A 24,257-nucleotide genomic window follows, 5' to 3' on the forward strand; every position below is an offset into this window, starting at 1 on the left:
GCGATCCTCAATGAACGACACGACGTCTTCCCCTTCACGTCTGCTTCTCAAGATCACCGCTGTGACGGCGCACTGGTTGTTGGGTTTGCTGATCGGTGCATGGCTGCTGCTTGCGCTGTCAGTCGTAGTCCTACACGTCTGGATTGTGCCGCGAATCGGCGACTACCGTGGCGCGCTCGAAGCGCAGGCCAGCAAGGCCATGGGCGTGCCGGTGCGCATCGGTTCGATCACCGCCCAGTCCGGCAGCCTGTTCCCGAGCTTCGAGCTGCGCGACGTGGTGCTGCTCGACGAGCGCCAGCGCGAGGCGCTGCGCCTCGCGCGCGTGGTGGCCAGCGTCTCGCCGCGCTCCATCTGGCGCCTGAGCTTCGAGCAGCTCTACATCGAGCAGCCGCAGCTGGAGGTGCGGCTGGACGTGCTCGGCAAGCTGCACGTGGCCGGCCTCGACATGTCGACCGACACCACCGGCGAAGGCCGCGGCGCCGACTGGTTCTTTGCCCAGCGCGAGTTCGTGATCAAGGGCGGCACCGTGCGCTGGACCGACGAGCGCCGCGGCGCCGCGCCGCTGCTCTTGACCGACGTGCAGTTCGTGGCCCGCAACAGCAGCCGCCGCCATGCGATGCGGCTCGACGCCACGCCGCCGGCCGGCTGGGGCGAGCGCTTCACGCTGCGCGGCCAATTCCGCCAGCCGCTGCTGTCCGTGCGCAGCGGCAAGTGGCAGAGCTGGGACGGCCAGGTCTATGCCGAGCTGCCGCACATCGACGCCACGCGCCTCGGCCAGTACGTGGCGCTCGACGCCCGCATCCGCGAGGGCAACGGCGCCCTGCGCGTCTGGGCCGATGTCAACGAGGGCAAGGTCATCGGCGGCGCCGTCGACCTGGCGCTGATGCGCGTCGACACCTCGCTCGGCAAGGGGCTCCAGCCGCTGGTGCTGCGCGCCGTCACCGGGCGCCTGGCCGGCCGCATGACCGACGAGACCCTGGAGTTCTCCACCACAAATCTGCAGTTCGATACGGCCGATGGCATGCGCTGGCCGGGCGGCAACCTGTGGTTTCAGCACACGCCGGCGAAGGGCCGCACGTCCGAACGCGGCGCCTTGCGTGCCGACCGGCTCGATCTCGCGGCGCTGGCGCTGATTGCGGATCGCCTGCCGCTCGGCGAGGCGACGCATAAGCTCATCGGCGGCCTGGAGCCGCGCGGCCTGGTCGAGCGCATCGACGCCAACTGGCAGGGCTCGCTCGGCGCGCCCGACAAATACCAGGCGCGCGGCCGGGTCAGCGGCTTCGGCATCGCCTCGCAGCCCGGCACGCCGAGGGCCGCTGTTCCCGCGGCACCGCGTTCCGCCGCTGCCGCGCCGACGCAGCCACTGCCGCCGGTCGGCGCGCCCGGCCTGCGCGGCGCGACCATCGACTTCGATGCCAGCCAGGCCGGCGGCAGCGCCGCGTTCTCGATCGCGAACGGCGCGCTCGAGTTTCCGGGCGTGTTCGAGGATCCGATGATTTCGATCGACCAGCTGTCCACCCAGCTCACCTGGAAGGTCGACGGCGAGAAGACCCAGCTGCAGCTCGCCAACCTGAAGTTCGCCAACGCCGACGCCGAGGGCGAGGCGCAGGCCAGCTGGCGCACCAGCGACCCGGCCGTCTCGCGCGGGCGCTCGCGCTTTCCGGGCGTGCTCGATCTGCAGGGCAAGCTCAACCGCGCCGACGGCACCCGCGTGTTCCGCTACCTGCCGCTGCACATCCCCAAGCACACGCGCGACTACGTGCGCGACGCGGTCACCAAGGGCAGCGCCAGCGTGGTCGATTTCAAGGTCAAGGGCGACCTGTGGGACATGCCCTTCACCGACCCGCGGCACGGCGACTTCCGCATCGCTGCGCGCGTGGCCGACGTCACTTACGCCTACGTGCCGCCTGCGGCGGGCGAGGCGAAGGTATGGCCCGCGCTCAACGGCCTCTCGGGCGAACTGGTCTTCGAGCGCGCCGGCATGCTGGTGCGCAACGCGCGCGGGCGCGTCGTCGGCGCGCCCGGCATCGAGATCGCCAAGGCCGAGGCCCAGATCGCGGACATGGCACATCACGCACCGCTGCTCAAGGTCGACGCCCAGGCCAAGGGCCCGCTCGGTGAACTGCTGCGCGCCGGATCGCCGCTCGCGGGCGAGGCCGGGCCGACGCTGGCGCACGCGCGCGCCACCGGCAACGCCGACTACCGCCTGCGCCTGGAACTGCCGCTCGCCGCGATGGACAAGGCGAAAGTGCAGGCCAGCGTCGCCCTGGCCGACAACGAGATCCAGATCGCCCCCGAAATGCCGCCGCTCACCCAGGCGCGCGGCACGCTGAGCTTCACCGAAAGCGGCTTCTCGCTGGCCGGCGTGCAGGCCCGAGCGATGGGCGGGGCGCTGCGCATCGAGGGCGCCGGCCGCTATGCCGGCGCCGCCAACGAGCTGAGCCTGCGCGCCCAGGGCACGGCCACCGCCGACGGCCTGCGCGCGGCGCGCGAGGTCGACTGGCTCGCGCGCCTGGCGAAAAACACCAGCGGCAGCACGCCCTACACGGCCTCCTTCGCGGTGCGCGAGGGCGCCTCCGAGTTCTCCTTCGTCAGCAGCCTGCAGGGCCTCGCGCTGCAGCTGCCCGCACCGCTGGCCAAGCCGGCCGACGAGGCGATGCCGCTTTCGATCGAGAAGAAGGTCGTTCTGCGCGAGGCACGCCCCGGCGCTGCGGCGCTGCTGCAAGACCGGCTCTCGATCGAACTGGGCCGCGTCGGATCGGCCTCCTACGTGCGCGACATCTCCGGCAGCGAGCCGCGCGTGCTGCGCGGCGGCATCGGCATCGGCCTGGCCGCGGGCGAATCCGCGGCGGCGCCGGAGCGCGGCGTGCTTGCGAACATCCAGCTCGCGCGCATCGACGTGCCGGCCTGGCAGGCGCTCTTCAGCGAAACCACCGGCAAGCCGGCCGAGGCGACCGGCAGCGACGCCGCTGCCGACGACGCGTCCGCCTACTTGCCCACCATCCTCGCGGTGCGCGCGAAGGAGCTCGCGGTCGGCGGCCGCACGCTGCACAGCGTGGTGATGGGCGGCACGCGCGACGGCGCGCTGTGGCGCGCCAACATCGATGCCACCGAGTTGAGCGGCTATGCGGAGTACCGCAGCGCGCAGGCCGGGCGCCTGCATGCGCGGCTCGCCCGTCTCAAGATCGCCCCCAGCGAGGCCACCGCGGTCGAGTCGCTGCTCGACGAGCAGCCCGGCACGCTGCCGGCGCTCGACATTGTGGTCGACGACTTCGAGCTCCTGGGCCGGCGCCTCGGCCGCGCCGAGATCGACGCGGTGAACCGCGGCGGCGCGGTCCGCGAATGGCGGCTCAACAAGCTGGCTTTCAGCATGCCCGAAGCCACCTTCACGGCCCAGGGCAGCTGGGCCGCGGTGCCGGGCAGCACGGCCGCACGCGGCCGCGGCGAGCAGCGCCGCACCACCATGGACTTCAAGCTCGAGATCGCCGACGCCGGCGAGCTGCTCGGGCGCTTCGGCATGAAAGACGTGGTGCGGCGCGGCCGCGGCCGGCTCGAGGGCGAGGTCCACTGGAGCGGCTCGCCCTTCTCGCTCGACTACCCGAGCCTGGGCGGGCAGCTGCAGGTCGATGTCGAACAGGGTCAGTTCCTCAAGGCCGATCCGGGCATCGCCAAGCTGCTCGGCGTGATGAGCCTGCAGGCGCTGCCACGGCGCCTTACGCTCGACTTCCGCGATGTGTTCAGCCAGGGCTTCGCTTTCGATTTCGTGCGCGGCGACGCCAAGATCAGCCAGGGCGTGGCCAGCACCAACAATCTGCAGATGAAGGGCGTCAACGCCGCCGTGCTGATGGACGGCTCGGCCGACATCGCGCGCGAAACGCAGAAGCTGCGCGTGGTGGTGGTGCCCGAGATCAATGCCGGCACCGCGGCGCTGGTGGCCACCGCCATCAACCCCGCGATCGGCCTGGGCACTTTCCTTGCGCAGATGGTGCTGAGCCGGCCGTTGATCGCGGCCGCCACGCAGGAGTTCCAGATCGACGGCACCTGGGCCGACCCGAAAATCACCAAGGTGCCGCGCCGGCCGCTGCCCGAAGCCTTGAGCGCGCCGGTGGCGCCCGCGCCGCGCTGAAAGAGGAAGAACAACGGAGATCCGCACATGAAAGTCGCAGCCATCCAGATGGTGTCGGCCATCGCCCGCGAAGCCAACCTGGCGCGCGCCCACGCGCTGCTGGGCGAAGCCGCCGCCGCCGGCGCCGAGCTCGCCGTATTGCCCGAGTACTTCTGCATGATGGGCGCGCGCGACACCGACAAGCTGGCGTTGCGCGAGACCGCCGGCGCCGGCACGGTGCAGGGCTTCCTGGCGGACGCGGCGCGCGAGTTCGGCCTGTGGATCGTCGGCGGCACGCTGCCGCTCGAGAGCGGCGACGAGACCCATGTGTTCAACAGCTCGCTCGCCTACGCGCCGGACGGCGAGCGCGTGGCCCGCTACGACAAGATCCACCTGTTCTTCTTCGACAACGGCCGCGAGCGCTACGACGAGCGCCGCGTGATCGCGCCCGGCGCGCAACCTGTCTGCTTCGATCTGCCCTCGCGCGACGGCCACCACTGGCGCATCGGCATGAGCGTGTGCTACGACCTGCGCTTTCCCGAGCTCTACCGCGCGCTCGCGCGCCAGGGCGCCGAACTGCTGCTGGTGCCCAGCGCCTTCACGCGCACCACCGGCGCCGCGCACTGGGAGGTGCTGCTGCGCGCCCGCGCGATCGAGAACCTGGCCTGGGTGGTCGCGCCGGCACAGGGCGGCACGCACGAGAACGGGCGCCAGACCTGGGGCCAGTCGATGGTGGTGGACCCCTGGGGCACGGTGGTGGCCGAGCGCGCCGTCGACGAAGGCGTGGTGCTCTTCGAAGTCGACGCGCAGCAGATTGAACGCGCACGCGCGCAGCTGCCCGCGCTCTCGCATTGCGTACTTTGAATTCGGTGTCCTCCTCCACCACGCTGCCCGCCGCCCGCACCCTTCGCCACGCCTTCGCGTGGCTGCGCTTCCTGCGCTCCGTCTGGCGGCGCTGGTTCCTCTGGGTGCTGCTGGCCGTTCTGGTGCTGGCGCTGCTGGTCACCGTGGTGTGGCTGGCGGGTCGCCACGAAGTCGAGCAGGTCCAGACCGCGCTGGATCGCGACACCGCCGATGCGGTGTCCGACCTGCGCAGCGGCCTGCAGCGCAACGCGCAAAGCCTGCGCGCCTCCCAGGCCAGCGGCATGGACCGGGAGCACTGGCCCATCGAAGCCGCGGCGCTGCTGCGCGAGCACCGCGAGTGGCTCAGGCTCGAGTGGCGCGACGCCGCGCTGCGCCCGCTGGCCGCCGTCGACACGCCCTACCGCCGGCGCGTGTTCGAGGAATCGAGCCGCAGCGTGGACCAGTCCGACGTCGCGCTCGCCTGCGCCGCCGCACGCAAGCTGGGCGCGCCGGCCTACTCGCCGAGCCACTACGTCCCCTTCGTGCCGAGCGGCGGCCTCGAGGTGATGGAGCTGTGTCTGCCGGTCGACGGCGGCGGCTACCTGGTGGCCACCTATTCGCTGCGCGACACGCTGGTCGAACTGGTCGCGCCGACGCTGACGCGCGGCCAGGAGGTTGCCTTCACCGAGGCCGACGGCACCCGCCTGGTGGCCGTCGGCGCGGCGCGCCGCCTGGGCACGCGCGTGTTCACTTCGCAGCAGCTCGTCGACCTGCCCGGTACCACCCTGATGCTGCGCGTCGACGGCTGGCGTGCCGCGCCCGATCTCTTTCCCAATCTGCTGACCGCGCTGGTCACCGCGATCTCGATCGCGCTGGTGTCGGTGCTGGTCCTGCTGGCGCGCGACACGCGCCGGCGCCAGCGCGCCGAACGCGACCTCGCCGACGCGCTGGCCTTCCGCAAGGCGATGGAAGACTCGGTCATCACCGGCCTGCGCGCGCGTGACCTGCAGGGGCGGATCACCTACGTGAACCCCGCCTTCTGCGAAATGGTGGGCTTCAGCGCCGAGGAGCTGCTGAACCATCCCGGCGAGGCGCCGTACTGGCCGACCGAGCTGGCGCACGAGTACCGCCGGCGCCAGGCCGCGCGGCTGACCGGTGGGCCGCCGCCGCGCGAAGGTTTCGAATCGGTCTTCATGCGCAAGGACGGCACCCGCTTCCCGGTGCTGATCTTCGAGGCGCCGCTGATCAACGCGCAGGGCGCCCAGACCGGCTGGATGAGCGCCTCCATCGACCTCAGCGAGCAGCGGCGCATCGAGGAACTCTCGCGCGCCAGCCAGGAGCGCCTGCAGGCCAGCGCGCGGCTGGCCACCGTCGGTGAGATGGCCTCGCTGCTGAGCCATGAGCTCACGCAGCCGCTGGCGGCGATCGCGAGCTATGCGAGCGGCTCGCTCAACCTGCTGCACGGTGCGGGCCAGGCGCAGCAGGGCAGCGACCATGGCGAAGTCGCGATGGCGGTGCGCCGCATCGCCGAGCAGGCTGACCGCGCCGGCAAGGTGATCCGCAGCGTGCACGACTTCGTGCGCCGGCGCGACCGCACGCGCGAGGCCGTCGCGCCGCAGGCCTTGCTCGATGCGGTGCTGCCGCTGGTGCGGCTGCAGGCGCGCAAGCTCGCGGTGCGCGTCGAGGTCAGCTTCGAGGAGCGCCTGCCGCGGGTGCAGTGCGATCGCACGCTGGTCGAGCAGGTGCTCCTGAACCTGGCGCGCAACGCGATGCAGGCCATGGACCTGCCGGAGCTCAGCGACCGAGTGCTGCGCCTGCGCGCGGCACGCGCCCGCGCGGTCGGTGAAACCAGCGATGCCGGCGACAAGGCCGACACGCGGCGCTGGATCGAATTCTCGGTGGCCGACCTCGGCTGCGGCATCAGCGAAGAGGTGGCGCAGCACCTCTTCACGCCCTTCTTCACCACCCGGCCCGACGGCATGGGCCTGGGCCTCAGCCTGTGCCGCACGGTGGTCGAGCAGCACGGCGGCGCGCTGGTGTTCGAGCCGCAACGCCCTCGCGGCACCGTCTTTCGCTTTACGCTCCCTGCAGCCTGAACAGAGTGACATGCAACCCCTGATCGATGCCCTCATCTTCATCGTCGACGACGACGCCAGCGTGCGCGAGGCGCTGGCCTGGCTGCTGCGTTCGCGCCGGCTGGTGAGCGAACATTTCGCGAGTGCCGAAGCCTTCGAATTGCGTTTGATGGAGGAGCCGCTGGCCGATCAGCCGCACTGCCTGCTGCTCGACGTGCGGATGCCCGGCACCAGCGGGCTGGTGCTGTTCGACCGCCTGGCCGAGCGCGGCCTGCTGGAAGTCATGCCGGTCATCTTTCTGACCGGCCATGCCGATGTGCCCACGGCAGTGGACGCGGTGAAGCGCGGCGCCTTCGATTTCTGCGAGAAGCCTTTTTCGGACAACGCGCTGGTCGACCGCATCGAGCATGCGCTCGGCGCCTCGCTGCGCGCGATCAAGGCGCAGCGCGCGCGACGCCTCCTGATGCGCCGTGTCGAGGAACTGACCGAGCGCGAGCGCGAGGTGATGCGGCGCGTGGTCGAGGGCCTGCCCAACAAGCTGATCGCCGAGCAGCTTTCCATCAGCGTGCGCACGGTGGAGGTCCATCGTGCGCGCGTGTTCGAGAAGATGGAAGTCAAGTCGGCCGTGGAACTCGCCAACCTGCTGCGCCCTTAGCCTTGCGGGCGTTCGCCGACGTAGATCTCGACGCGGCGGTTTTGTGCCCGGCCGGCATCGCTGTTGTTGTCGGCGACCGGTTCGCGCGAGCCGCGGCCTTCGATGCGGAAGGCCTGCTGCGGCACGCCGCGCGCGATCAGGTAGTCGCGCGTGCTGGCGGCGCGGTCGACCGACAGCGGGTTGTTGATCGCGTCGGTGCCGGTGCTGTCGGTGTGGCCGATGATGCGCACCTCGGCGTTCGGGTTGTTGCGCAGGCCGTTGGCGAACTGGTTGAGGATCGGCGCGAAGTTGGGCTTGATGGCAGAGCGGCCGGTGTCGAAGGAGACGTCGCTCGGAATCGCGAGCTTGAGCTCGTTGTTGGGGGTCTGGGTGACGGCGATGCCGGTGCCCTGCGTGGCGGCCTGCATCTCGCGCTTCTGCGCTTCCATGCGTTGCGACCAGAGATAGCCGCCCAGCGCGCCTGCGGCCGCACCGACCGCAGCGCCCGTGCCGATGGCGCGGCTGTCGCCGCCGGTTGCCGATCCGATGACCGCGCCGCCAAGGGCGCCGATGCCGGCACCGATGCCGGTGTTGCGCTGGGTGTCGCTCATGCCGGCGCAGCCCGAGAGCACGAGGGCGGCTGCGGTGGTGGCGAGTACGAGTTTTTTCATATGAATTCCTTTTAGACGCTGGATTCAGCGAGGAGGAATTATGTGGAGCCCCCCGGCGGTGGCTCGTCGGACGAAGACTCTTTTTCAGAATCGTCCGCATCGTGCATTTCGCCGCGCTTGCGCCCTGAGAACATGGTCCACCAGACGATCAGCACCAGCACGATTCCGGCGCCCAGCGCTTCAAGCAAAATCAATCCCATGACAAAAGGACTCCAGTGGCTGGTCGGGCTCGCGATCGTAGCAACGCTCGCCGGCTGTTCGGTCGGCACCTTGCAGCCCGAAACAGCGACGACGCCCGCGGCCGTGCCGGGCGCGAGCCCGCAGCGCGAGCTGGGGCCGCTCACCGGATCGCTCGCGCATCCCAAGAGCCGCTGGGTGCCCGTGCCTTGGTCCGAGCTGCCGGGCTTCGGCGACGACGCGCTGCATGAAGGCTGGGGTGCGCTGATCGCGAATTGCGCGCGCCCCAACGCGGCCTTCGCGCCGCTGTGCCGCGAGGTGCGCCAGCTGGCGCTCGCCGAAACCGAGGAACAGCGCGAATGGATGCAGCAGAGGCTGCAGCCCTACCGCGTCGAATCGCTCGCGGGCGGCCAGAACGAAGGCAAGCTCACGAGCTATTACGAGCCGGTGTTCGACGCTTCGCGGCGGCCGACCGCCACCCATACCGTGCCGCTCTACCAGGCGCCCGCCGGTCTGGTGGCGCGCCGTCCCTGGTACACGCGGCAGGAGATCGACACCCTGCCGCAGGCCCAGGCCGCGCTGCGCGGCCGCGAGATCGCCTGGCTGGCCGATCCGATCGACGTGCTGATGCTGCACATCCAGGGCTCGGGGCGGCTGCGCATCACCGAGGCCGACGGCTCCCAGCGCACCGTACGCGTGGCCTTCGCGGCCACCAACGAGCAGCCGTACAAGAGCGTTCAGCAATGGCTCGTGAGCCAGGGCGCGACGAAAGTCAGTCTGTGGCCGGACGACACCAAGCAGTGGGTGGCGCAGAACCCGCAGCGCCTGTCGCAACTGCTGTGGAGCAATCCGCGCTACGTGTTCTTCCGCGAGGAGCCGCTGTCCGAGACCGATGCGGCCGCCGGCCCGGTCGGTGCGCAGGGTGTGCCGCTCACGGCCGGGCGCTCGATCGCGGTCGACCGCGAGAGCATTCCTTACGGCACGCCGGTCTGGCTGGCCTCGCCCGGGCCGGTGGTGCCGCTCGCGAAGCTGGTGGTCGCGCAGGACACGGGCAGCGCGATCGTCGGCGCAGTGCGCGCCGACTACTTCGCCGGCACCGGCGCCGAAGCGGGGCGCCTGGCCGCGCGCGTGAATCAGCCTCTGCGTTTGTGGGTCTTGTGGCCGAAGTAACGGGTGCCAGGGCATGATCCTTTCCTTCGACGGGCAAGGATCTTCATGAATCTCCAGACCTTTTCGATCATCTTCGCGGGCGTGCTGCTCAACTCGGCGGCGCAGCTGATGCTCAAGGCCGGTGCCAAGACGCTGGGCACCGTGGCCATGGGAAGCGGCGCCTCGCTGATGGCGGCCGCATGGAACGCGGCCACGCAGCCGTGGATCCTGCTCGGCCTGGTCTGCTATTTCCTCAGCGCTGGGCTGTGGATCCTCGCACTGACGCGCGTGGACGTGACCGTCGCCTATCCCATGCTGTCGATGGGCTACGTGATCGCGGCCCTGCTCGCGTGGCAGCTGTTCGGCGAGCCGCTGACCGCCGGCCGGGTGTTGGGCATCGCCATCATCATGGCGGGCGTCGTGGTGCTCGGCCGGAGCTAGGGTCCTGATGACAGGCCTCAATACCATGCGCCCGCTCTACGTCGATCTCGATGGCACGCTGATCGCCACCGACCTGCTGCACGAATCCCTGCTGCAGCTGGTGCGCGCTTCGCCGCTCTCGCTGCTCTCTCTGCCGCTGTGGCTGCTGCGCGGCAAGGCGGCGTTCAAGGACGAGGTGGCGCAGCGCGCCACCGTCGATGTCACGACCCTGCCCTACCGGCCCGAGGTGATCGAGTTGGTGCGCAGCGCGCGCGCCGCCGGCCGCCGCACGGTGCTGGCCACGGCAAGCGACGCCAAGCTCGCGCACGCGGTGGCGCGGCACCTGGACCTTTTCGATGCGGTGCTCGCCTCCGACGGCGAGCGCAACCTGCGCGGCGCGGGCAAGCTGGCGGCGATCGAGGCCGACGCCGGCGGCCGCGCCTTCAGTTATGCAGGCGATCGCAGCGTGGACCTCGCGGTCTGGCGCGGCGCCGAGGCCGCGGTGGTGGTCAGCCGCTCCGAATCGCTGGCCCGGCGCGCGGCCGGCGCGACCACGGTCGAGGCACGGATCGTGCCGCCGCGCACCTCCTTCAAGCGCTATCTGTACGGCGCCCGTTTGCATCAGTGGCTCAAGAACCTGCTGATCTTCCTGCCGCTGATGCCGGTGCTGCACGATCTCACGCAGTCGCTGGTCGTCAACGCTGCGCTCGCCTTCCTGGCCTTCGGCCTCATGGCCTCGGGCATCTACGTGCTCAACGATCTGCTCGACCTCGAAACGGACCGGCGGCATCACCGCAAGCGTACGCGGCCCTTCGCCGCCGGGGAGATCTCGGTGCCGGCGGGCCTGGTCATGACAGGCCTTCTGTGTGCGAGCTCGCTGGCGCTGTCGCTCGCGCTGCTGCCGGATGCCTTCGTGGGCGTGCTGCTGCTCTACATGGCGCTGACCACCGCCTACTCGCTGCATCTCAAGCGCCGTGCGGTGGTCGACGTGTTCTCGCTGGCCGCCCTCTACACGATCCGGGTGGCGGCCGGCACGGCGGCCACCGGACAGCCGCTGTCCTTCTGGATCCTCTCGTTCTCGCTCTTCATCTTCCTGAGCCTGGCGCTGGCCAAGCGCTATGTCGAGCTGACCGGCCCGCCCGCCGAGGTGCGCCAGATGAAGCGCAATCGCGGCTACGTGGCCACCGATGCGCCTTTCGTGCTGTGCACCGGCGTGGCAGCCGGGCAGATGGCGGCGCTGCTGCTGGGCCTCTACCTGCACGACCAGCAGATGGTGGCGCGCTACGAGAACCCCCAATATCTTTGGGTGCTGATCCCGGTCTTCCTGTTCTGGACCATGCGCATCTGGCTCAAGGCGATCCGCGGCGTGCTGCACGACGACCCGGTGGTCTTCGCCGCGCGCGATTGGGTCAGCCGGCTGGCCGTGGCGATCGGCGCCGTCGCGCTATGGATGGCGGGCTGAACATGGCCCCCACGCTCTCGCACTTCGTGTCGTCGCTGCCCCCCGAGGGGGCCGCACGCCGCCTTGGGGGCGGCCCGGCGCCGGCGTGGATCCGCCCCCGATGAAGCGCAGCCTAGCCTGGGATGCGCTGCTCGTCGCCTTGCTCGCGGCGCTGGCCCTGATGCTGCTCGCGGCCCTGTCGCGCCAATTGCCGCCGCAGCTCTTCAAGCCCGAGGGCCTCGACGCCTGGTTCCAGGCCGACCTGCCGCGCGTGCTGGCCAACATGGTGGATTCGCAGAGCAACCATTACCGCACCAAGGTCCATCCGATCGCCTCGATCCTCATCCATCCGCTGGTCGCCGGTCTGCGCGTGCTGTGGCCGGGCAGCGATCTGCAGGTGGCGATGCGCTTCGCGGCGCTGGTGGCGGCGCTGTGGGTGATCTCTTTCTATGCGCTGTGCCGGTTGCTCGGCACCGGCCGCTTCGTTGCGCTCGGCTTTTCCCTGCTGGCCATCGCAAGCGCCGGCTTTCAGTTCTGGTTCTCGGTGCCGGAGACCTTCGGCATCGGGTCGCTGACCCTGCTGTGGGTGCTGCTGGTCGCGGCGCTGGCGGTGCATCGGCCGGTGAGCGACCGCCTGCTGATCGCCGCCAGCATCGCGAGCCTCAGCATCACGGTCACCAACTGGGTCGCGGGGCTGGCGCTGGCCGTGGTCCAGCGGCCCTGGCGGCGTGCGTTCGCCATCAGCGCGATCGCGTTCGTGGTCGTCGCCGTCGTCTCGGTGGCGCAGCGCTTCCTCTACCGCTTCGCCAAGTTCTTCTTTCTCGGCAGCCGGGAAGAGGCGGACTACGTGAACCTGGAGCAGTCGGGCACCGTGCTGCACAAGCTCGCCGGCATGTTCTGGCATCCGATCAGCGTGCCCGAAGTGCTGCTGGCCAAGGCCTCCGAAGCGCCCAAGCTGAACTGGCTCACGGTGCAGCTGAGCGCGCCCGGTTCGGGCAGCTGGGCCGGCATGCTCGCGCTCGGCCTGTGGACCCTGCTGCTGGCGGCCGGCGTGCACGGGCTCGTGCGTTCGCCGCAGTGGCATGCCTTCGGCAAGGTCCTCGGGCTCACGCTGGCGGCGCAGGTTGCGCTGCATCTGATCTACGGCGAGGAGACCTTCCTCTATGCCGCGCACTTCCTGCCGCTCTTGATGGCGCTCGCGGTGTTTGCCGCGCGTTCGCTGCCGGGCCCTGTCGCCGCGTGCATCGCGCTGCTGACGGCCGGGCTCGCGGCCTTCAACAACGCCGCGATGTACGAGACGGCGGCGCGCCTGCTGCAGCACGCGCGCTGAGACAACGACCGCCGGCGGCGGAGGAGGCCGCGCGTCGCGGATCTGACCCATGTCTGACTTCCGGGCGTCACATTGAACTTTTAGCGTACCGGGCTGAGTTTTTCTACAACCAGTCCCCACTGAAAGTTTTGCGAATGACCGCCAAGACCCATAACGAAATCGCTGCGATCGACCCCGACGACATCGGCCACAACTCAAGCCCCAACCTCTCCTTCAACGACCTGATCGCGTCGCGCCTGAGCCGTCGCCATCTGTTCGGCCTGGGCGTCGGCACCGCCGGCGCCGCTCTGTTGCAAGCCTGCGGCGGTGGCGGCAGCGGCGGCGGTTTCCCGGTGCTGCCGGCTGCGCCGGCACCCGCTGCGGCCCCTGCGCCCGCACCGGCGCCGGCCGCACCGAAGCTCGGCTTCACCGCCGTCGCCAAGAGCCTGGACGACGTCGTCAGCGTGCCGCCCGGCTATACCGCCACCGTGCTGTACCGCCTCGGCGATCCGATCGCGGCCGGCGTGCCTGCCTATGCGAACGACGGCACCGATGCGCCCGCCACCTACGACAAGCGCGCCGGCGACCACCATGACGGCATGACCTTCTTCGGCATCAATGCTTCGAACAAGTGGGACCCGGCCAATGCCTCGCGCGGCCTGCTCGCGATGAACCACGAAGCCATCACGCCGCTGTTCCTGCATCCCACCGGCCAGACCATCGTCGGCACCGGCAACGCCGCCGTCCGCAGCGTCGCCGACGAAGTGCAGCGCGAGTTCTTCCTGCACGGCGTGAGCGTGATCGAGGTCAACAAGGGCGCGAGCAGCTGGAGCTACAAGCAGGACTCGAGCTTCAACCGCCGCGTCCACACGCTGACCGAGATGACTTTCTCGGGCCCGGCTGCGAACACCGACTACCTGAAGACCAAGTTCAGCACCAACGGCAGCAAGACCCGCGGCACGCTCAACAACTGCGCCAACGGCACCACGCCCTGGGGCACCTACCTGACCTGCGAGGAGAACTGGGCCGGCTACTTCCGCCGCATCACCGCGACCGACAACCCCAGCCGCAGCGCCAAGGAGATCGCCGCCTTCACGCGCTACGGCGTTGCCGGCACCGGTCGCGAACTCTGGTCCACCGTCACGCCCGACACGGCCGACAACATCTACGGCCGCTGGAATGCCCAGGTCACCGGCGCCACCGCCACGGAAGACTACCGCAACGGCGCCAACACCTACGGCTGGGTGGTCGAGATCGATCCCTTCACGCCCGGCAGCACGCCGAAGAAGCGCACCGCGCTCGGCCGCATGGGCCACGAAGGCGCCTGCCTCGGCCCGGTGGTGGCCGGCAAGCCCCTGGTTTGGTACATGGGCGACGATTCGCGCAACGAGTACATCTACAAGTTCGTGTCGACCAAGGCCTGGGATGCGGCCGACATCAATGGCGGGCTGGCGGCCGGCGACAAGTACATGGACGACGGCAAGCTCTACGTCGCCAAGTTCAATGCCGACGGCACGGGCGTGTGGCTGGAGCTCAAGCTCGGCGTCAACGGCATCACGGCGAGCAATCCCGCCTACGCCTTCGCCGACGCAGCCGACGTGGTGATCAACGTGCGCCTCGCGGCCGATGCGGCCGGCGCCACCAAGATGGACCGCCCCGAGTGGACGGCCGTCAATCCGAAGACCGGCGAGGTCTATGTGACCCTCACCAACACCAACGCCGCTTCGCGTCCCATCACGGCCACCGATGCGGCCAACCCGCGCTTCTACAACGACCCCAAGGGCGTGGCCGCAACGGCGCAGACCGGCAATCCCAACGGCCACATCGTGCGCTTCGCGGACGACGGCGCCGACCCGGCGGCCCTGAGCTTCAAGTGGGACGTGTACCTGTTCGGCGCGCGCGCCACGGCTTCGGCCGACATCAACCTCTCGGGCCTGGTCGCCGACAACGACTTCTCGAGCCCCGACGGCCTGTGGTTCAGCAGCGTGACCAGCGGCTTGCTGTGGCTGGAGACCGACGACGGCGCCTACACCGACGTCACCAACTGCATGCTGCTGGGCGCCGTGCCCGGCAAGGTGGGCGACGGCGCTGCCAAGACCATCACCAACGTCGATGGCGCGACCCCGCGCACGCAGGTCACCTTCGTCGGCAAGGCGCCGGGCACCGACGGCCTGCGCCGCTTCCTCGTCGGCCCGAAGGACTGCGAGATCACCGGCATCGCCGAATCGGGCGACGGCCGCGCGCTGTTCGTCAACATCCAGCACCCGGGCGAGACCACGGCGGCAGCGAACATCGGCAGCCCGGCGCTCTTCGGCAGCCACTGGCCGGAAGGCGGCAATGCGCGCCCGCGCTCGGCCACGGTCGTGATCACGAAGAACGACGGCGGTCTGATCGGCTTGTAAGGCCCGAGCGATTCAGGACGGCGCTGCCGGCAGCGGCAGCGCCGTTTTGTATCGCACCTGCTTGAGCGCAAAGCTCGAGCGGATCTTCTCGATGCCCGCAATGGGCGTCAGCTGCTCGAGGATGAATTTCTCGAGCGCACCGATGTCGGGCAGCGCCACGCGGATCAGGTAGTCGCTGTCGCCGGTCATCAGGTAGCACTCCATCACCTCGTCGTGCTCGGCGATGCGCTGTTCGAAGTCGGCCAGCGACTTCTTGCTTTGCGTCTTGAGGCTGATCGAAATGAACACGTTGAGCCCGAGCCCCAGCACGGCCGCGTTGGCCAGCGCCACGTAGCGCTGGATCACGCCGCCCGTTTCGAGCGCTTTCACGCGCGCGAGGCAAGGCGAGGGCGAGAGGTGCACGCGTCGCGCGAGCTCCACGTTCGAGAGTGCGCCGTCGCGCTGCAGCTCGTCCAGGATGCGCAGGTCGATCGCGTCCAGTTGCATGAAATGCTTCAAAGTGGCTGAATGGCAGCATTCTATGCCGTGATAACCTTGAAAGAGACGCTGGAACGGCAGCCCATTCCATCGGAGGCGGCCTAAAGTGCGGTTCATGAACGCCCCGATTTCTTCCGGTCAGCTGCGCGCACTGATCGACATGCCCTTGAACGATCCCGACCCGGTCGAAACCGCCGAATGGCGCGAGGCCTTCGCTTCGCTGGCCGAGGCGCACGGGCCGGAACGCGCGCGCTGGATGCTCGACGAACTCGCGCGCATCGCACGTACGCAGCGCATCGGCTGGCAGCCCGAGCTGTCGACGCCCTACGTCAACACCATCGCGGTCGAGGCGCAACCCGCGTTCCCGGGCGACCTCGCGATCGAAGAGCGGCTGGCTTCGCTGATGCGATGGAACGCGCTCGCGATGGTGGTGCGCGCCAACCAGGCCTATGGCGAACTGGGCGGCCACATCGCGAGCTATGCGAGTGCGGCCGACTTGTTCGAGACCGGCTTCAATCATTTCTTCCATGCGCGCGACGAGAAGCAGCGCGGCGACCTCGTGTTCTTCCAGCCGCACAGCGCGCCGGGCGTCTACGCGCGTGCCTTTCTCGAAGGGCGCTTGAGCGAGGGGGATCTCCGGCACTATCGCCAGGAACTCACGGCGCCCGCCCACGGCGCACGCGGCCTCTCCAGCTATCCGCACCCGTACCTGATGCCGGACTTCTGGCAGTTCCCGACCGGCTCGATGGGCATCGGTCCGATCAGCTCGATCTACCACGCGCGCTTCATGCGCTACCTCACGCACCGCAACCTGCTCGATTGCGAGGGACGGAAAGTGTGGGGTGTGTTCGGCGACGGCGAAATGGACGAGCCCGAATCGATGAGCGCGCTCACGCTCGCCGCGCGCGAGCGGCTCGACAACCTCGTGTGGGTGGTCAACTGCAACCTGCAGCGCCTCGACGGCCCGGTGCGCGGCAACGGCCGCATCATCGACGAGCTCGAAAAACTCTTCGCCGGCGCCGGCTGGAACGTGATCAAGCTGGTGTGGGGCAGCGACTGGGACGGCCTGTTCGCGCGCGACAGCGGTGGTGCGCTGGCGCGCGCCTTCGCCAACACGGTGGACGGCCAGATGCAGACCTTCGCGGCCAAGGACGGGCGCTACAACCGCGACACCTTCTTCGGCCAGAACGAGGAGCTCGCGCGCCTCGCGGAAGGCATGACCGACGAGCAGATCGACCGCCTCAAGCGCGGCGGCCACGACCTGGTGAAGATCCATGCCGCCTATGCCGCGGCCGCGGCTCACCGCGGCCAGCCCACCGTGATCCTGGCCCACACCAAGAAGGGTTACGGCATGGGAAGCGCGGGGCAGGGCAAGATGACCACGCACTCGCAGAAGAAGCTCGACGAGCACGACCTGCTCGAATTCCGCAACCGCTTCGATCTGCCGCTCACCGACGAGCAGGCCGCGCAGGCCGCCTTCTACAAGCCGGCCGGGGACAGCCCCGAGATGCGCTACCTGCTCGAAAAGCGCGCCGCGCTCGGCGGCAGCATGCCCAAGCGCGAGACCGCGTGCGAGCCGGTCGCCAAGCCGGAAATCGCGGCCTACGCGCAGTTCGCGATCGCCGCCGCCGGCAAGGAGATGAGCACCACCATGGCCTTCGTGCGCATGCTGGGCAACCTCATGAAGGACCAGACGCTGGGCCCGCGCATCGTGCCCATCGTGGCCGACGAGGCGCGCACCTTCGGCATGGCCAACCTGTTCAAGCAGGTCGGCATCTATTCGAGCGTGGGCCAGCGCTACGCGCCGGAGGACATCGGCTCGGTGCTCTCGTACCGCGAGGCGACCGACGGCCAGATCCTCGAAGAGGGCATCAGCGAGGCCGGCGCCATCGCGAGCTGGACCGCGGCGGCCACCAGCTACAGCGTGCACGGCCTGGCGATGCTGCCCTTCTACATCTACTACTCGATGTTCGGCTTCCAGCGCGTGGGCGACCAGATCTGGGCCGCGGCCGACCAGCGCTCACGCGGCTTCCTGCTCGGCGCCACCTCGGGGCGCACCACGCTCGGCGGCGAGGGGCTGCAGCACCAGGACGGATCGAGCCACCTGATCGCCGCCACCGTCCCGAACTGCAAGGCCTACGACCCGGCGTTCGCGGGCGAGATGGCGGTGATCGTCGATGCCGGCATCCGCGAGATGATGGTCGAGCAGAAGGACGTTTTCTACTACGTCACGCTGATGAACGAGAACTATGCCCAGCCCGACCTGCCGGCAGGCGCGGAGGCCGATGTGCTGCGCGGCTGCTATCGCTTCGCGGGCCCGGAGCGCGCGTCAGCCAAAGTGACGCTGCTCGGCTCCGGCGCGATCCTGACCGAGGTGATCAAGGCAGCGCAGCTGCTGGCCGCGGAAGGCATCGAGGCCGAGGTCTTCAGCGTCACGAGCTGGAGCGAACTTGCGCGCGATGGGAGAGCCTGCGAGCAGCGTGCGCTGGCCGGCGATGCGGCGCCGGGCACACCCTTCATCGCGCAGCAGCTGGCGGGCGGCAGCGGGCCGGTGATCGCGGCAACCGACTATGTGCGCGCGGTGCCTGAAAGCATCCGTGCATTCCTGCCCGAAGGCCGCCGCTACCTCACGCTGGGCACCGACGGCTTCGGCCGCAGCGACACGCGCGCGGCGCTGCGCCGGTTCTTCGGCGTGGATGCGGCGAGCATCGTAGGCGCAGCGCGCCACGCACTGCACTGATTTGTTTCTCATTCTTGACAAATCACTGATTTTGTCAAGAATGAGAAACACTTATGCCCGGTCCAGGCCCTGAGCTCACTCCCCAATCCGCCGAGGCCCTGGCCGCCATCGGCGCCACGGTGCGCTGGCGCCGCAAGGACTTGGGCATCAGCGCCGTGGCCGCGGCCGAAGCTGCCGGCATCTCGCGCGTCACCCTGCACCGGATCGAAAAGGGCGAACCTGCGGTCACCATGGCCGCGTACCTGCGGGTGCTGGTGGCGCTGGGTCTGGCTGTGGCGATCCGGCCGCAGGAGGAAGCTGCTGCGCCCGCCGAAACGCATCGCCGAGGCTGGCTTCCCGCGCGCGTCCGCATCGCCGACTACCCTGGCCTCAAGGAACTGGCGTGGCAGGTCCACGGCCCGCAAGAACTCACGCCGCGCGAAGCCTTGGGCATCTACGAGCGCAACTGGCGGCACCTCGACCCCACGACACTGTCTCCGGCCGAGCGGGACCTCGTCGATGCCCTGCGGTTGGCACTCGGGAGCGACCCTGTTGTTTGAGCGGCCGCACCACCGCCGCGTCGCGCGGGTACTCCAGGCGCTCGATGGGCCGCGGCTACGCGAACGGGGCTGCCTGTTCGGCGGCGGCACCGCGATCGCGCTGCGCTTCGGCGAGTACCGCGAGTCGGTGGACATCGACTTCCTCGTGTCGGACCTTGCGGTGTACCGTCAGCTTCGCCAGGAGATGACCGGCATCGATGGACTTGCGACCGTGACGCGGGCCGATGCCGTGCCGCTGACGCAGGCCGGCGAACTGCGCGCCGACCAGTACGGCATCCGCACGCGCGTGCAGGTCGACGACCAGCCGATCAAGTTCGAGATCGTGTTCGAGGCCCGCATGGGGCTGCAGGTACCCGGCAAGGCCGACGAGCTGTGCGGCGTGCCAACGCTCACGCCCTTGGACATGGCCGCGAGCAAGTTGCTCGCCAACTCCGACTGCTGGGCTGATGACGGCGTATTCAGCCGCGACCTGATCGACCTGGCGATGATGAAGCCGAGCTTGGCGCTGCTGCGCGATGCCGTTGCCAAGGCCGAAGGCGCCTACGGTGCCGCCGTGCGCCGCGACCTGCAGCGCGCCATCGAACGCATGCGCGAGCGCACCGGCTGGCTGGAGCGGTGCATGCAGGTCATGGGCGTGGCCGGTACGCAGGCGCAGGTGTGGCAACAGATCCGAGCGTTGAGGCGGGTGCTCACCTGAGCTGAATACCCCACCGGCCTTGGCCGGGCGCGCTCAGCGCAGGCCGACGCGCGAGGCCTGCCAGCGCAACGCGGCGGCACGCGCCGGGTTGCTGGCTTCGACCTTGTTCGCGTCCAGGTGCAGGGCACGCATCTGCTCGACTTCTTCGATGATCTTGCCCGGATTCAGCAAGGCATGGACAAGCACGCTGGCTTCATCGGCCAAGGCCTTGAACGCGCCGGCCAGGCCGCCGAAGGCGTTCGCGCGGGACGATTGGTCGAGGGTGGACATAAGGGAACTCCTGGATTGCAAAGTCGAGTTCCGGTCATCTTATAGGGTTTACCCGATTAGAGGGTAAACCCTAGACTTGTCCCGATGGGCCGGCGGCGCAGGGCGCGGGCTTACCCGCATACGGAATCTCCGAAAAGTTGACCATGGTCAAGCCGGCTTTGGGCGACGGCGCGCAGCATTCGCCTCACTGGGATTTCGACTGAGATTCCAAGCAAAAAGAGCACAGCCTACCTAGGAGACAACATGATCGGGAATCTCATTTCGCGCATCCGGGCCTGCGGAGCCAGCCTGTCCACCGCGGCCGTCATGGCGCTGGCGGCGACGACACCTGCCCTCGCCGCATGGGAGCCCACCAAGCCGGTGGAATTCGTGATCCCTGCCGGCACCGGCGGGGGCGCCGACCAGATGGCGCGGCTGATGCAGGGCATCATCATCAAGCACAAGCTGATGAAGGAGCCGCTCATCGTCGTCAACAAGTCGGGCGGCGCCGGCGCCGAGGGCTTCCTCGCGGTCAAGGAAGCCAAGGGCGATCCGCACAAGATCATCATCTCGCTGTCGAACCTGTTCACGACGCCGATGGCGACCGGCGTGCCCTTCAACTGGAAGGACATGACCCCGGTCGCGATGATGGCGCTGGACCAGTTCGTGCTGTGGTCGAACGCCGAGGAGCCGTACAAGAGCGCCGCCGAATACATCGCGGCGGCGAAGGCGGCGGGCCCGAGCAAGTTCAAGATGGCCGGCACCGGCTCGAAGCAGGAAGACCAGATCATCACCGTGGCCCTCGAAAAGGCCACCGGCACGAAGTTCATCTACGTGCCCTTCAAGGGCGGCGGCGAGGTCGCGGTGCAGCTGGTGGGCGGCCATGTGCATTCCACCGTGAACAACCCGATCGAGGCGGTTGCCCAGTGGCGCGCCGGCAAGCTGCGCGCGCTGTGCGTGTTCGACGACGAGCGCATGCCCTTCAAGGCCAAGGTCACCGACACGCAGTCGTGGAACGACATCCCGACCTGCAAGGAATCCGGCGTCCCGACCAAGTACACCATGCTGCGCGGCATCTTCATGCCCGCCGGCGTGACGCCCGACCAGCTCAAGTTCTACGTGGATCTGCTGACCAAGGTCGCCGCAACGCCCGAGTGGAAAGAGTACATGGAGAAGGGTGCGTTCAATCCGACCTTCATGACCGGCGACGCGTTCGCGAAATGGCTGGCAGGCGCAGAGGCCACCCACCGCACCCTGATGACCGAAGCCGGCTTCCTGGCCGCCAGCAGCAAGTAACCGGGCGCCGAGCGGCGAACGCGACGGCCATCACCCCGCGCGGGGGATGGCGAGGGCGCCGCATTGGTTTTCATCACACACACACACACGATGGGGGCTCCATGGAGCACGACGAGAGATCCGGCGACGCTGCGGCGCGCACGGGCGTTGCCACCAACCTGGTCGAAGCGGTGGTCGCGGCGGTCCTGTTGATCATCGGCCTGGGCGTGATCTTCGAAAGCCGCAGGCTGGGCGCCGGCTGGACCACCGACGGCCCCGGGGCGGGCTACTTTCCCTTCTACATCGGCCTGATCATCACCATCTCGGGCGCCGGCATCCTGTATCAAGCCCTGCTCGGCAAGAACAGGAAGACCGAGGTCTTCGTCGATTCGGAGCAGCTGAAGCGCGTGATGTCGGTGCTGGTTCCGGCGACGGTGTATGTGCTGGCCGTTTCCTTCCTGGGGCTGTACATCGCATCGGCGCTCTACATCGCGCTGTTCATGATCGTTCTGGGCAAGTACTCGTGGGTCAAGAGCGTCCTCATCGCGCTGGCCGTCAACACGCTCTTCTTCTTCATGTTCGAAGTGTGGTTCAAGGTGCCCCTTTTCAAAGGCGCGCTGGATCCTCTTCGCTTTCTCGGCTACTGAATCTCTGGGAGCGAACGCGAAATGGAAGAAATCAGTGCCCTGATGCAGGGCTTTGCAGTGATCCTGACGCCGATGAACATCGGCCTGATGTTCGTCGGCATCATCCTCGGCGTGCTGATCGGCGTGCTGCCGGGGCTGGGCGGGGCGAACGGGGTGGCCATCCTGCTGCCCCTCACTTTCACGATGTCGCCGACCTCGGCCATCATCATGCTGTCGTGCATCTACTGGGGGGCCTTGTTCGGCGGCGCCATCACCTCGGTGCTGTTCAATATCCCGGGCGAGCCGTGGTCGGTGGCCACCACCTTCGACGGCTATCCGATGGCCCAGCAGGGCAAGGCCGGTGCGGCGCTGACCACCGCCTTCACCTCGTCCTTCGTGGGGGCCTTCCTGGCGGTGGTGATGATCACCTTCCTGGCGCCGCTGGTGGCCAAGTTCGCGCTCAAGTTCGGCTCGCCCGAATTCTTTGCGGTGTACCTGTTGACCTTCTGCAGCTTCGTCGGCATGGGCAAGGGCTCGCCCTTCAAGATCCTGGCGTCGATGGCGCTCGGTTTCGCGCTGGCCAGCGTCGGCATGGACACCGTGACCGGCCAGCTGCGCCTCACCTTCGGGCAGCCCGAGCTGATGCGCGGCTTCGACTTCCTGATCGCGGTCATCGGCCTGTTCGGCATCGGCGAGATCCTGCTGTCGATGGAGGAGGGCCTCAAGTTCTCCGGCAAGAGCGCGAAGATCGATCCCAAGGTGGTGCTGCAGACCTGGAAGCAACTGCCGCAGTACTGGGTGACCTCGCTGCGCAGCTCGCTGATCGGCATCTGGATGGGCATCACGCCTGGCGGCGCCACGCCGGCCTCGTTCATGAGCTACGGCCTGGCCAAGAAGATGTCGAAGAACGGCACCAAGTTCGGCACCGGCGAAATGGAAGGCGTCGTGGCGCCCGAGACCGCTGCGCACGCCGCCGGCACCAGTGCGCTGCTGCCGATGCTGGCGCTCGGCATTCCCGGTTCGCCGACCGCTGCGGTGCTGCTCGGCGGCCTGCTGATCTGGGGCCTGCAGCCGGGTCCGCTCTTGTTCGTCGAACAGAAGGACTTCGTCTGGGGCCTGATCGCCAGCATGTACCTCGGCAACATCGTCGGCCTCATCGTCGTGCTGAGCACGGTGCCGCTGTTCGCCTCGATCCTGCGCATTCCGTTCTCGATCATCGCGCCGGTGATCATCGTGATCTGCGCGATCGGTGCCTACACCGTGCACAACGCGATGCTCGACATCTGGTTCATGCTCGGCTTCGGCGTGGTGGGCTACATCTTCAAGAAGCTCGACTTCCCGCTGGCGCCGCTGGTGCTCGCGCTGGTGCTCGGCGACAAGGCCGAAGACTCGTTCCGCCAGGCCATGCTGGTCTCGCAGGGCGACGTCATGATCATGTGGTCGAACCCGCTGGTCGGCGGCATCACCACGCTGGCGCTGACCATGCTGTTCTGGCCGCTCATCTCGAAAGTGATGGCGTTGATCAAGCCAAAAAAGCGTGACGAGTTCGCCGTCGAGCGGCCGGTGGACTGAAAGCGCAGAGGAGGCCACATGCCCGTCATCGCAATGACCCAGGAGATGGGTTCCCTCGCCAAGGATGTGTCGCTGCGGCTCGCCGAGTCGCTCGGCCTGGCCGTCATGCGCCACGAGGCCATCGAGCGCGTGGCCGACCGGGCGCAGGTGTCCACCAGCCTGATCGGCCGCCTGCGCGACGGCAAGGCGGGGCTGGTGGAGCGGCTCACCACCGACAAGCGCAGCGTCGCCCTCTACACCGCGGAAGAACTGTTCGCGCTGGCCGACCGCGGCAATGTCGTGCTGCGCGGCTGGGGCGCCACCTGCCTGCTGCGCCCCGTGCCGCACGTGGTGTGCGTGCGCATCACGCGCTCGTTCAAGAAGCGGGTCGAATGGCTGATGGGCCACTTGGGCACCGACGATGTCGAATTCGCGGAAGCCGAGCTGCGCCGCAGCGACCAGGCGCATGCCTCGCGCATGAACGACCAGTTCGGCGTCACCTGGGGCGACCCGGTGCTCTACGACCTGGTGCTCAACACCGACCGCGTATCGGTCGAGAGCTGCGTGGAGCAGGTCCGCCAGCTGGCGAGCCGGCCGGAGTTCGCCGAGACGCCCGAATCGCGCGCCATGCTCGCCAACATGGCGCTGGAGGCGCGCGTTCGCGCGGCGCTGAAGGAGCATGCGGCGACGCGCGACATCAACATCACGATCAACGCCAGGCAAGGGCAGGTCGCGCTGCGCGGGATCGTGCTCGACAACGAGGAACGGGAGCAGACCGAAAGCGTCGCTGCCGCGGTTGCCGGCGTGCACAGCGTGGACAACCAGCTGAGGCTGATGACCAGCTCGCGGCTGTTCGCCTCGTCCAAACAGACCTGAG

At 68.7% G+C, this 24,257-nt stretch carries 20 protein-coding genes; 16 read left to right on the top strand and 4 right to left on the bottom strand.

Features of this window, described 5'->3' with window-relative positions; translation table 11 throughout:
- The first annotated feature begins 10 nt into the window (after positions 1-10).
- The 4 genes from BLS74_RS18405 to BLS74_RS18420 are packed head-to-tail and all read left to right on the top strand — an operon-like array spanning position 11 to position 7,678.
- The gene (locus BLS74_RS18405) at positions 11-4,126 is read left to right on the top strand and encodes a YhdP family protein (protein ID WP_093108589.1); all 4,116 of its coding nucleotides are present in this window, start codon (positions 11-13) and stop codon (positions 4,124-4,126) included.
- A 27-nt stretch (positions 4,127-4,153) separates the two neighbouring features.
- Positions 4,154-4,969: a carbon-nitrogen hydrolase family protein gene (locus BLS74_RS18410; protein ID WP_093108590.1), complete on the top strand. Its 816-nt coding sequence runs from the start codon at positions 4,154-4,156 to the stop codon at positions 4,967-4,969.
- Positions 4,970-4,992: 23 nt separating this feature from the next.
- Entirely contained in the window at positions 4,993-7,044 is a 2,052-nt protein-coding gene (locus BLS74_RS18415) for a two-component system sensor histidine kinase NtrB (protein ID WP_093108699.1), read from the top strand.
- Positions 7,045-7,054: 10 nt separating this feature from the next.
- Positions 7,055-7,678 (top strand): response regulator transcription factor, encoded by a 624-nt coding sequence (locus BLS74_RS18420; RefSeq protein ID WP_093108591.1) that lies wholly within the window; start codon positions 7,055-7,057, stop codon positions 7,676-7,678.
- Here BLS74_RS18420 and BLS74_RS18425 read toward each other — a convergent pair.
- Together BLS74_RS18425 and BLS74_RS34465 are read right to left on the bottom strand one after the other, a co-directional pair.
- Positions 7,675-8,328 (bottom strand): YiaD family glycine zipper/OmpA-like lipoprotein, encoded by a 654-nt coding sequence (locus tag BLS74_RS18425; RefSeq protein WP_093108592.1) that lies wholly within the window; start codon positions 8,326-8,328, stop codon positions 7,675-7,677. The genes BLS74_RS18420 and BLS74_RS18425 overlap by 4 nt on opposite strands.
- A 38-nt stretch (positions 8,329-8,366) precedes the next feature.
- Positions 8,367-8,528: a hypothetical protein gene (locus tag BLS74_RS34465; RefSeq protein ID WP_170855646.1), complete on the bottom strand. Its 162-nt coding sequence runs from the start codon at positions 8,526-8,528 to the stop codon at positions 8,367-8,369.
- Between BLS74_RS34465 and BLS74_RS18430 the strand changes: the two genes are divergently transcribed.
- The 5 genes from BLS74_RS18430 (at position 8,527) to BLS74_RS18450 (ending at position 15,226) form a co-directional block, all read left to right on the top strand.
- Entirely contained in the window at positions 8,527-9,675 is a 1,149-nt protein-coding gene (locus BLS74_RS18430; RefSeq protein ID WP_093108593.1) for a murein transglycosylase A, read from the top strand. The two genes, BLS74_RS34465 and BLS74_RS18430, sit on opposite strands and share 2 nt — an antisense overlap.
- Before the next feature lie 45 nt (positions 9,676-9,720).
- Positions 9,721-10,095, top strand: coding sequence for an SMR family transporter (locus BLS74_RS18435; RefSeq protein WP_093108594.1), 375 nt, complete (start codon positions 9,721-9,723; stop codon positions 10,093-10,095).
- A 7-nt stretch (positions 10,096-10,102) separates the two neighbouring features.
- Positions 10,103-11,536: a UbiA family prenyltransferase gene (locus tag BLS74_RS18440; RefSeq protein ID WP_212733679.1), complete on the top strand. Its 1,434-nt coding sequence runs from the start codon at positions 10,103-10,105 to the stop codon at positions 11,534-11,536.
- Positions 11,537-11,636: 100 nt separating this feature from the next.
- On the top strand, positions 11,637-12,845 hold the full coding sequence (locus BLS74_RS18445) for a hypothetical protein (protein WP_093108595.1): 1,209 nt from the start codon (positions 11,637-11,639) through the stop codon (positions 12,843-12,845).
- Between the two features lie 134 nt (positions 12,846-12,979).
- Positions 12,980-15,226: a PhoX family protein gene (locus BLS74_RS18450; RefSeq protein WP_093108596.1), complete on the top strand. Its 2,247-nt coding sequence runs from the start codon at positions 12,980-12,982 to the stop codon at positions 15,224-15,226.
- A 12-nt stretch (positions 15,227-15,238) separates the two neighbouring features.
- Here the strand turns inward: BLS74_RS18450 and BLS74_RS18455 are convergent, their stop codons facing one another.
- Positions 15,239-15,712 carry an Lrp/AsnC family transcriptional regulator gene (locus tag BLS74_RS18455; protein ID WP_093108597.1) on the bottom strand — a complete coding sequence of 158 codons (474 nt, stop codon included), beginning with the start codon at positions 15,710-15,712 and terminating at the stop codon, positions 15,239-15,241.
- A gap of 106 nt (positions 15,713-15,818) precedes the next feature.
- On the opposite strand from BLS74_RS18455, the gene mdeB reads away from it, so the two are divergent.
- From mdeB to BLS74_RS18470, 3 genes are read left to right on the top strand one after another with little or no spacing between them, the layout of a single operon-like run.
- Positions 15,819-18,443: an alpha-ketoglutarate dehydrogenase gene (gene mdeB, locus BLS74_RS18460; RefSeq protein WP_093108701.1), complete on the top strand. Its 2,625-nt coding sequence runs from the start codon at positions 15,819-15,821 to the stop codon at positions 18,441-18,443.
- Between the two features lie 53 nt (positions 18,444-18,496).
- Positions 18,497-18,982 carry a helix-turn-helix domain-containing protein gene (locus tag BLS74_RS18465; protein ID WP_093108598.1) on the top strand — a complete coding sequence of 162 codons (486 nt, stop codon included), beginning with the start codon at positions 18,497-18,499 and terminating at the stop codon, positions 18,980-18,982.
- On the top strand, positions 18,975-19,679 hold the full coding sequence (locus BLS74_RS18470; protein ID WP_093108599.1) for a nucleotidyl transferase AbiEii/AbiGii toxin family protein: 705 nt from the start codon (positions 18,975-18,977) through the stop codon (positions 19,677-19,679). The genes BLS74_RS18465 and BLS74_RS18470 overlap by 8 nt, the downstream gene beginning before the upstream one ends.
- 33 nt (positions 19,680-19,712) lie before the next feature.
- Here the strand turns inward: BLS74_RS18470 and BLS74_RS18475 are convergent, their stop codons facing one another.
- On the bottom strand, positions 19,713-19,949 hold the full coding sequence (locus BLS74_RS18475) for a hypothetical protein (RefSeq protein ID WP_093108600.1): 237 nt from the start codon (positions 19,947-19,949) through the stop codon (positions 19,713-19,715).
- 243 nt (positions 19,950-20,192) lie between these two features.
- Between BLS74_RS18475 and BLS74_RS18480 the strand changes: the two genes are divergently transcribed.
- The 4 genes from BLS74_RS18480 to BLS74_RS18495 all read left to right on the top strand — a co-directional run bounded on the left by BLS74_RS18480 (position 20,193) and on the right by BLS74_RS18495 (position 24,256).
- Positions 20,193-21,224 carry a Bug family tripartite tricarboxylate transporter substrate binding protein gene (locus tag BLS74_RS18480; RefSeq protein WP_093108601.1) on the top strand — a complete coding sequence of 344 codons (1,032 nt, stop codon included), beginning with the start codon at positions 20,193-20,195 and terminating at the stop codon, positions 21,222-21,224.
- Positions 21,225-21,325: 101 nt separating this feature from the next.
- Positions 21,326-21,850, top strand: a complete 525-nt coding sequence (locus BLS74_RS18485; RefSeq protein ID WP_093108602.1) for a tripartite tricarboxylate transporter TctB family protein — start codon at positions 21,326-21,328, stop codon at positions 21,848-21,850.
- 21 nt (positions 21,851-21,871) lie between these two features.
- The gene (locus BLS74_RS18490) at positions 21,872-23,401 is read left to right on the top strand and encodes a tripartite tricarboxylate transporter permease (RefSeq protein WP_093108603.1); all 1,530 of its coding nucleotides are present in this window, start codon (positions 21,872-21,874) and stop codon (positions 23,399-23,401) included.
- Between the two features lie 18 nt (positions 23,402-23,419).
- Positions 23,420-24,256 carry a cytidylate kinase family protein gene (locus BLS74_RS18495; RefSeq protein ID WP_093108604.1) on the top strand — a complete coding sequence of 279 codons (837 nt, stop codon included), beginning with the start codon at positions 23,420-23,422 and terminating at the stop codon, positions 24,254-24,256.
- The last annotated feature ends 1 nt before the right edge of the window (position 24,257 follow it).

This window comes from Variovorax sp. CF079, assembly GCF_900101545.1.
Classification (GTDB): domain Bacteria; phylum Pseudomonadota; class Gammaproteobacteria; order Burkholderiales; family Burkholderiaceae_C; genus Variovorax.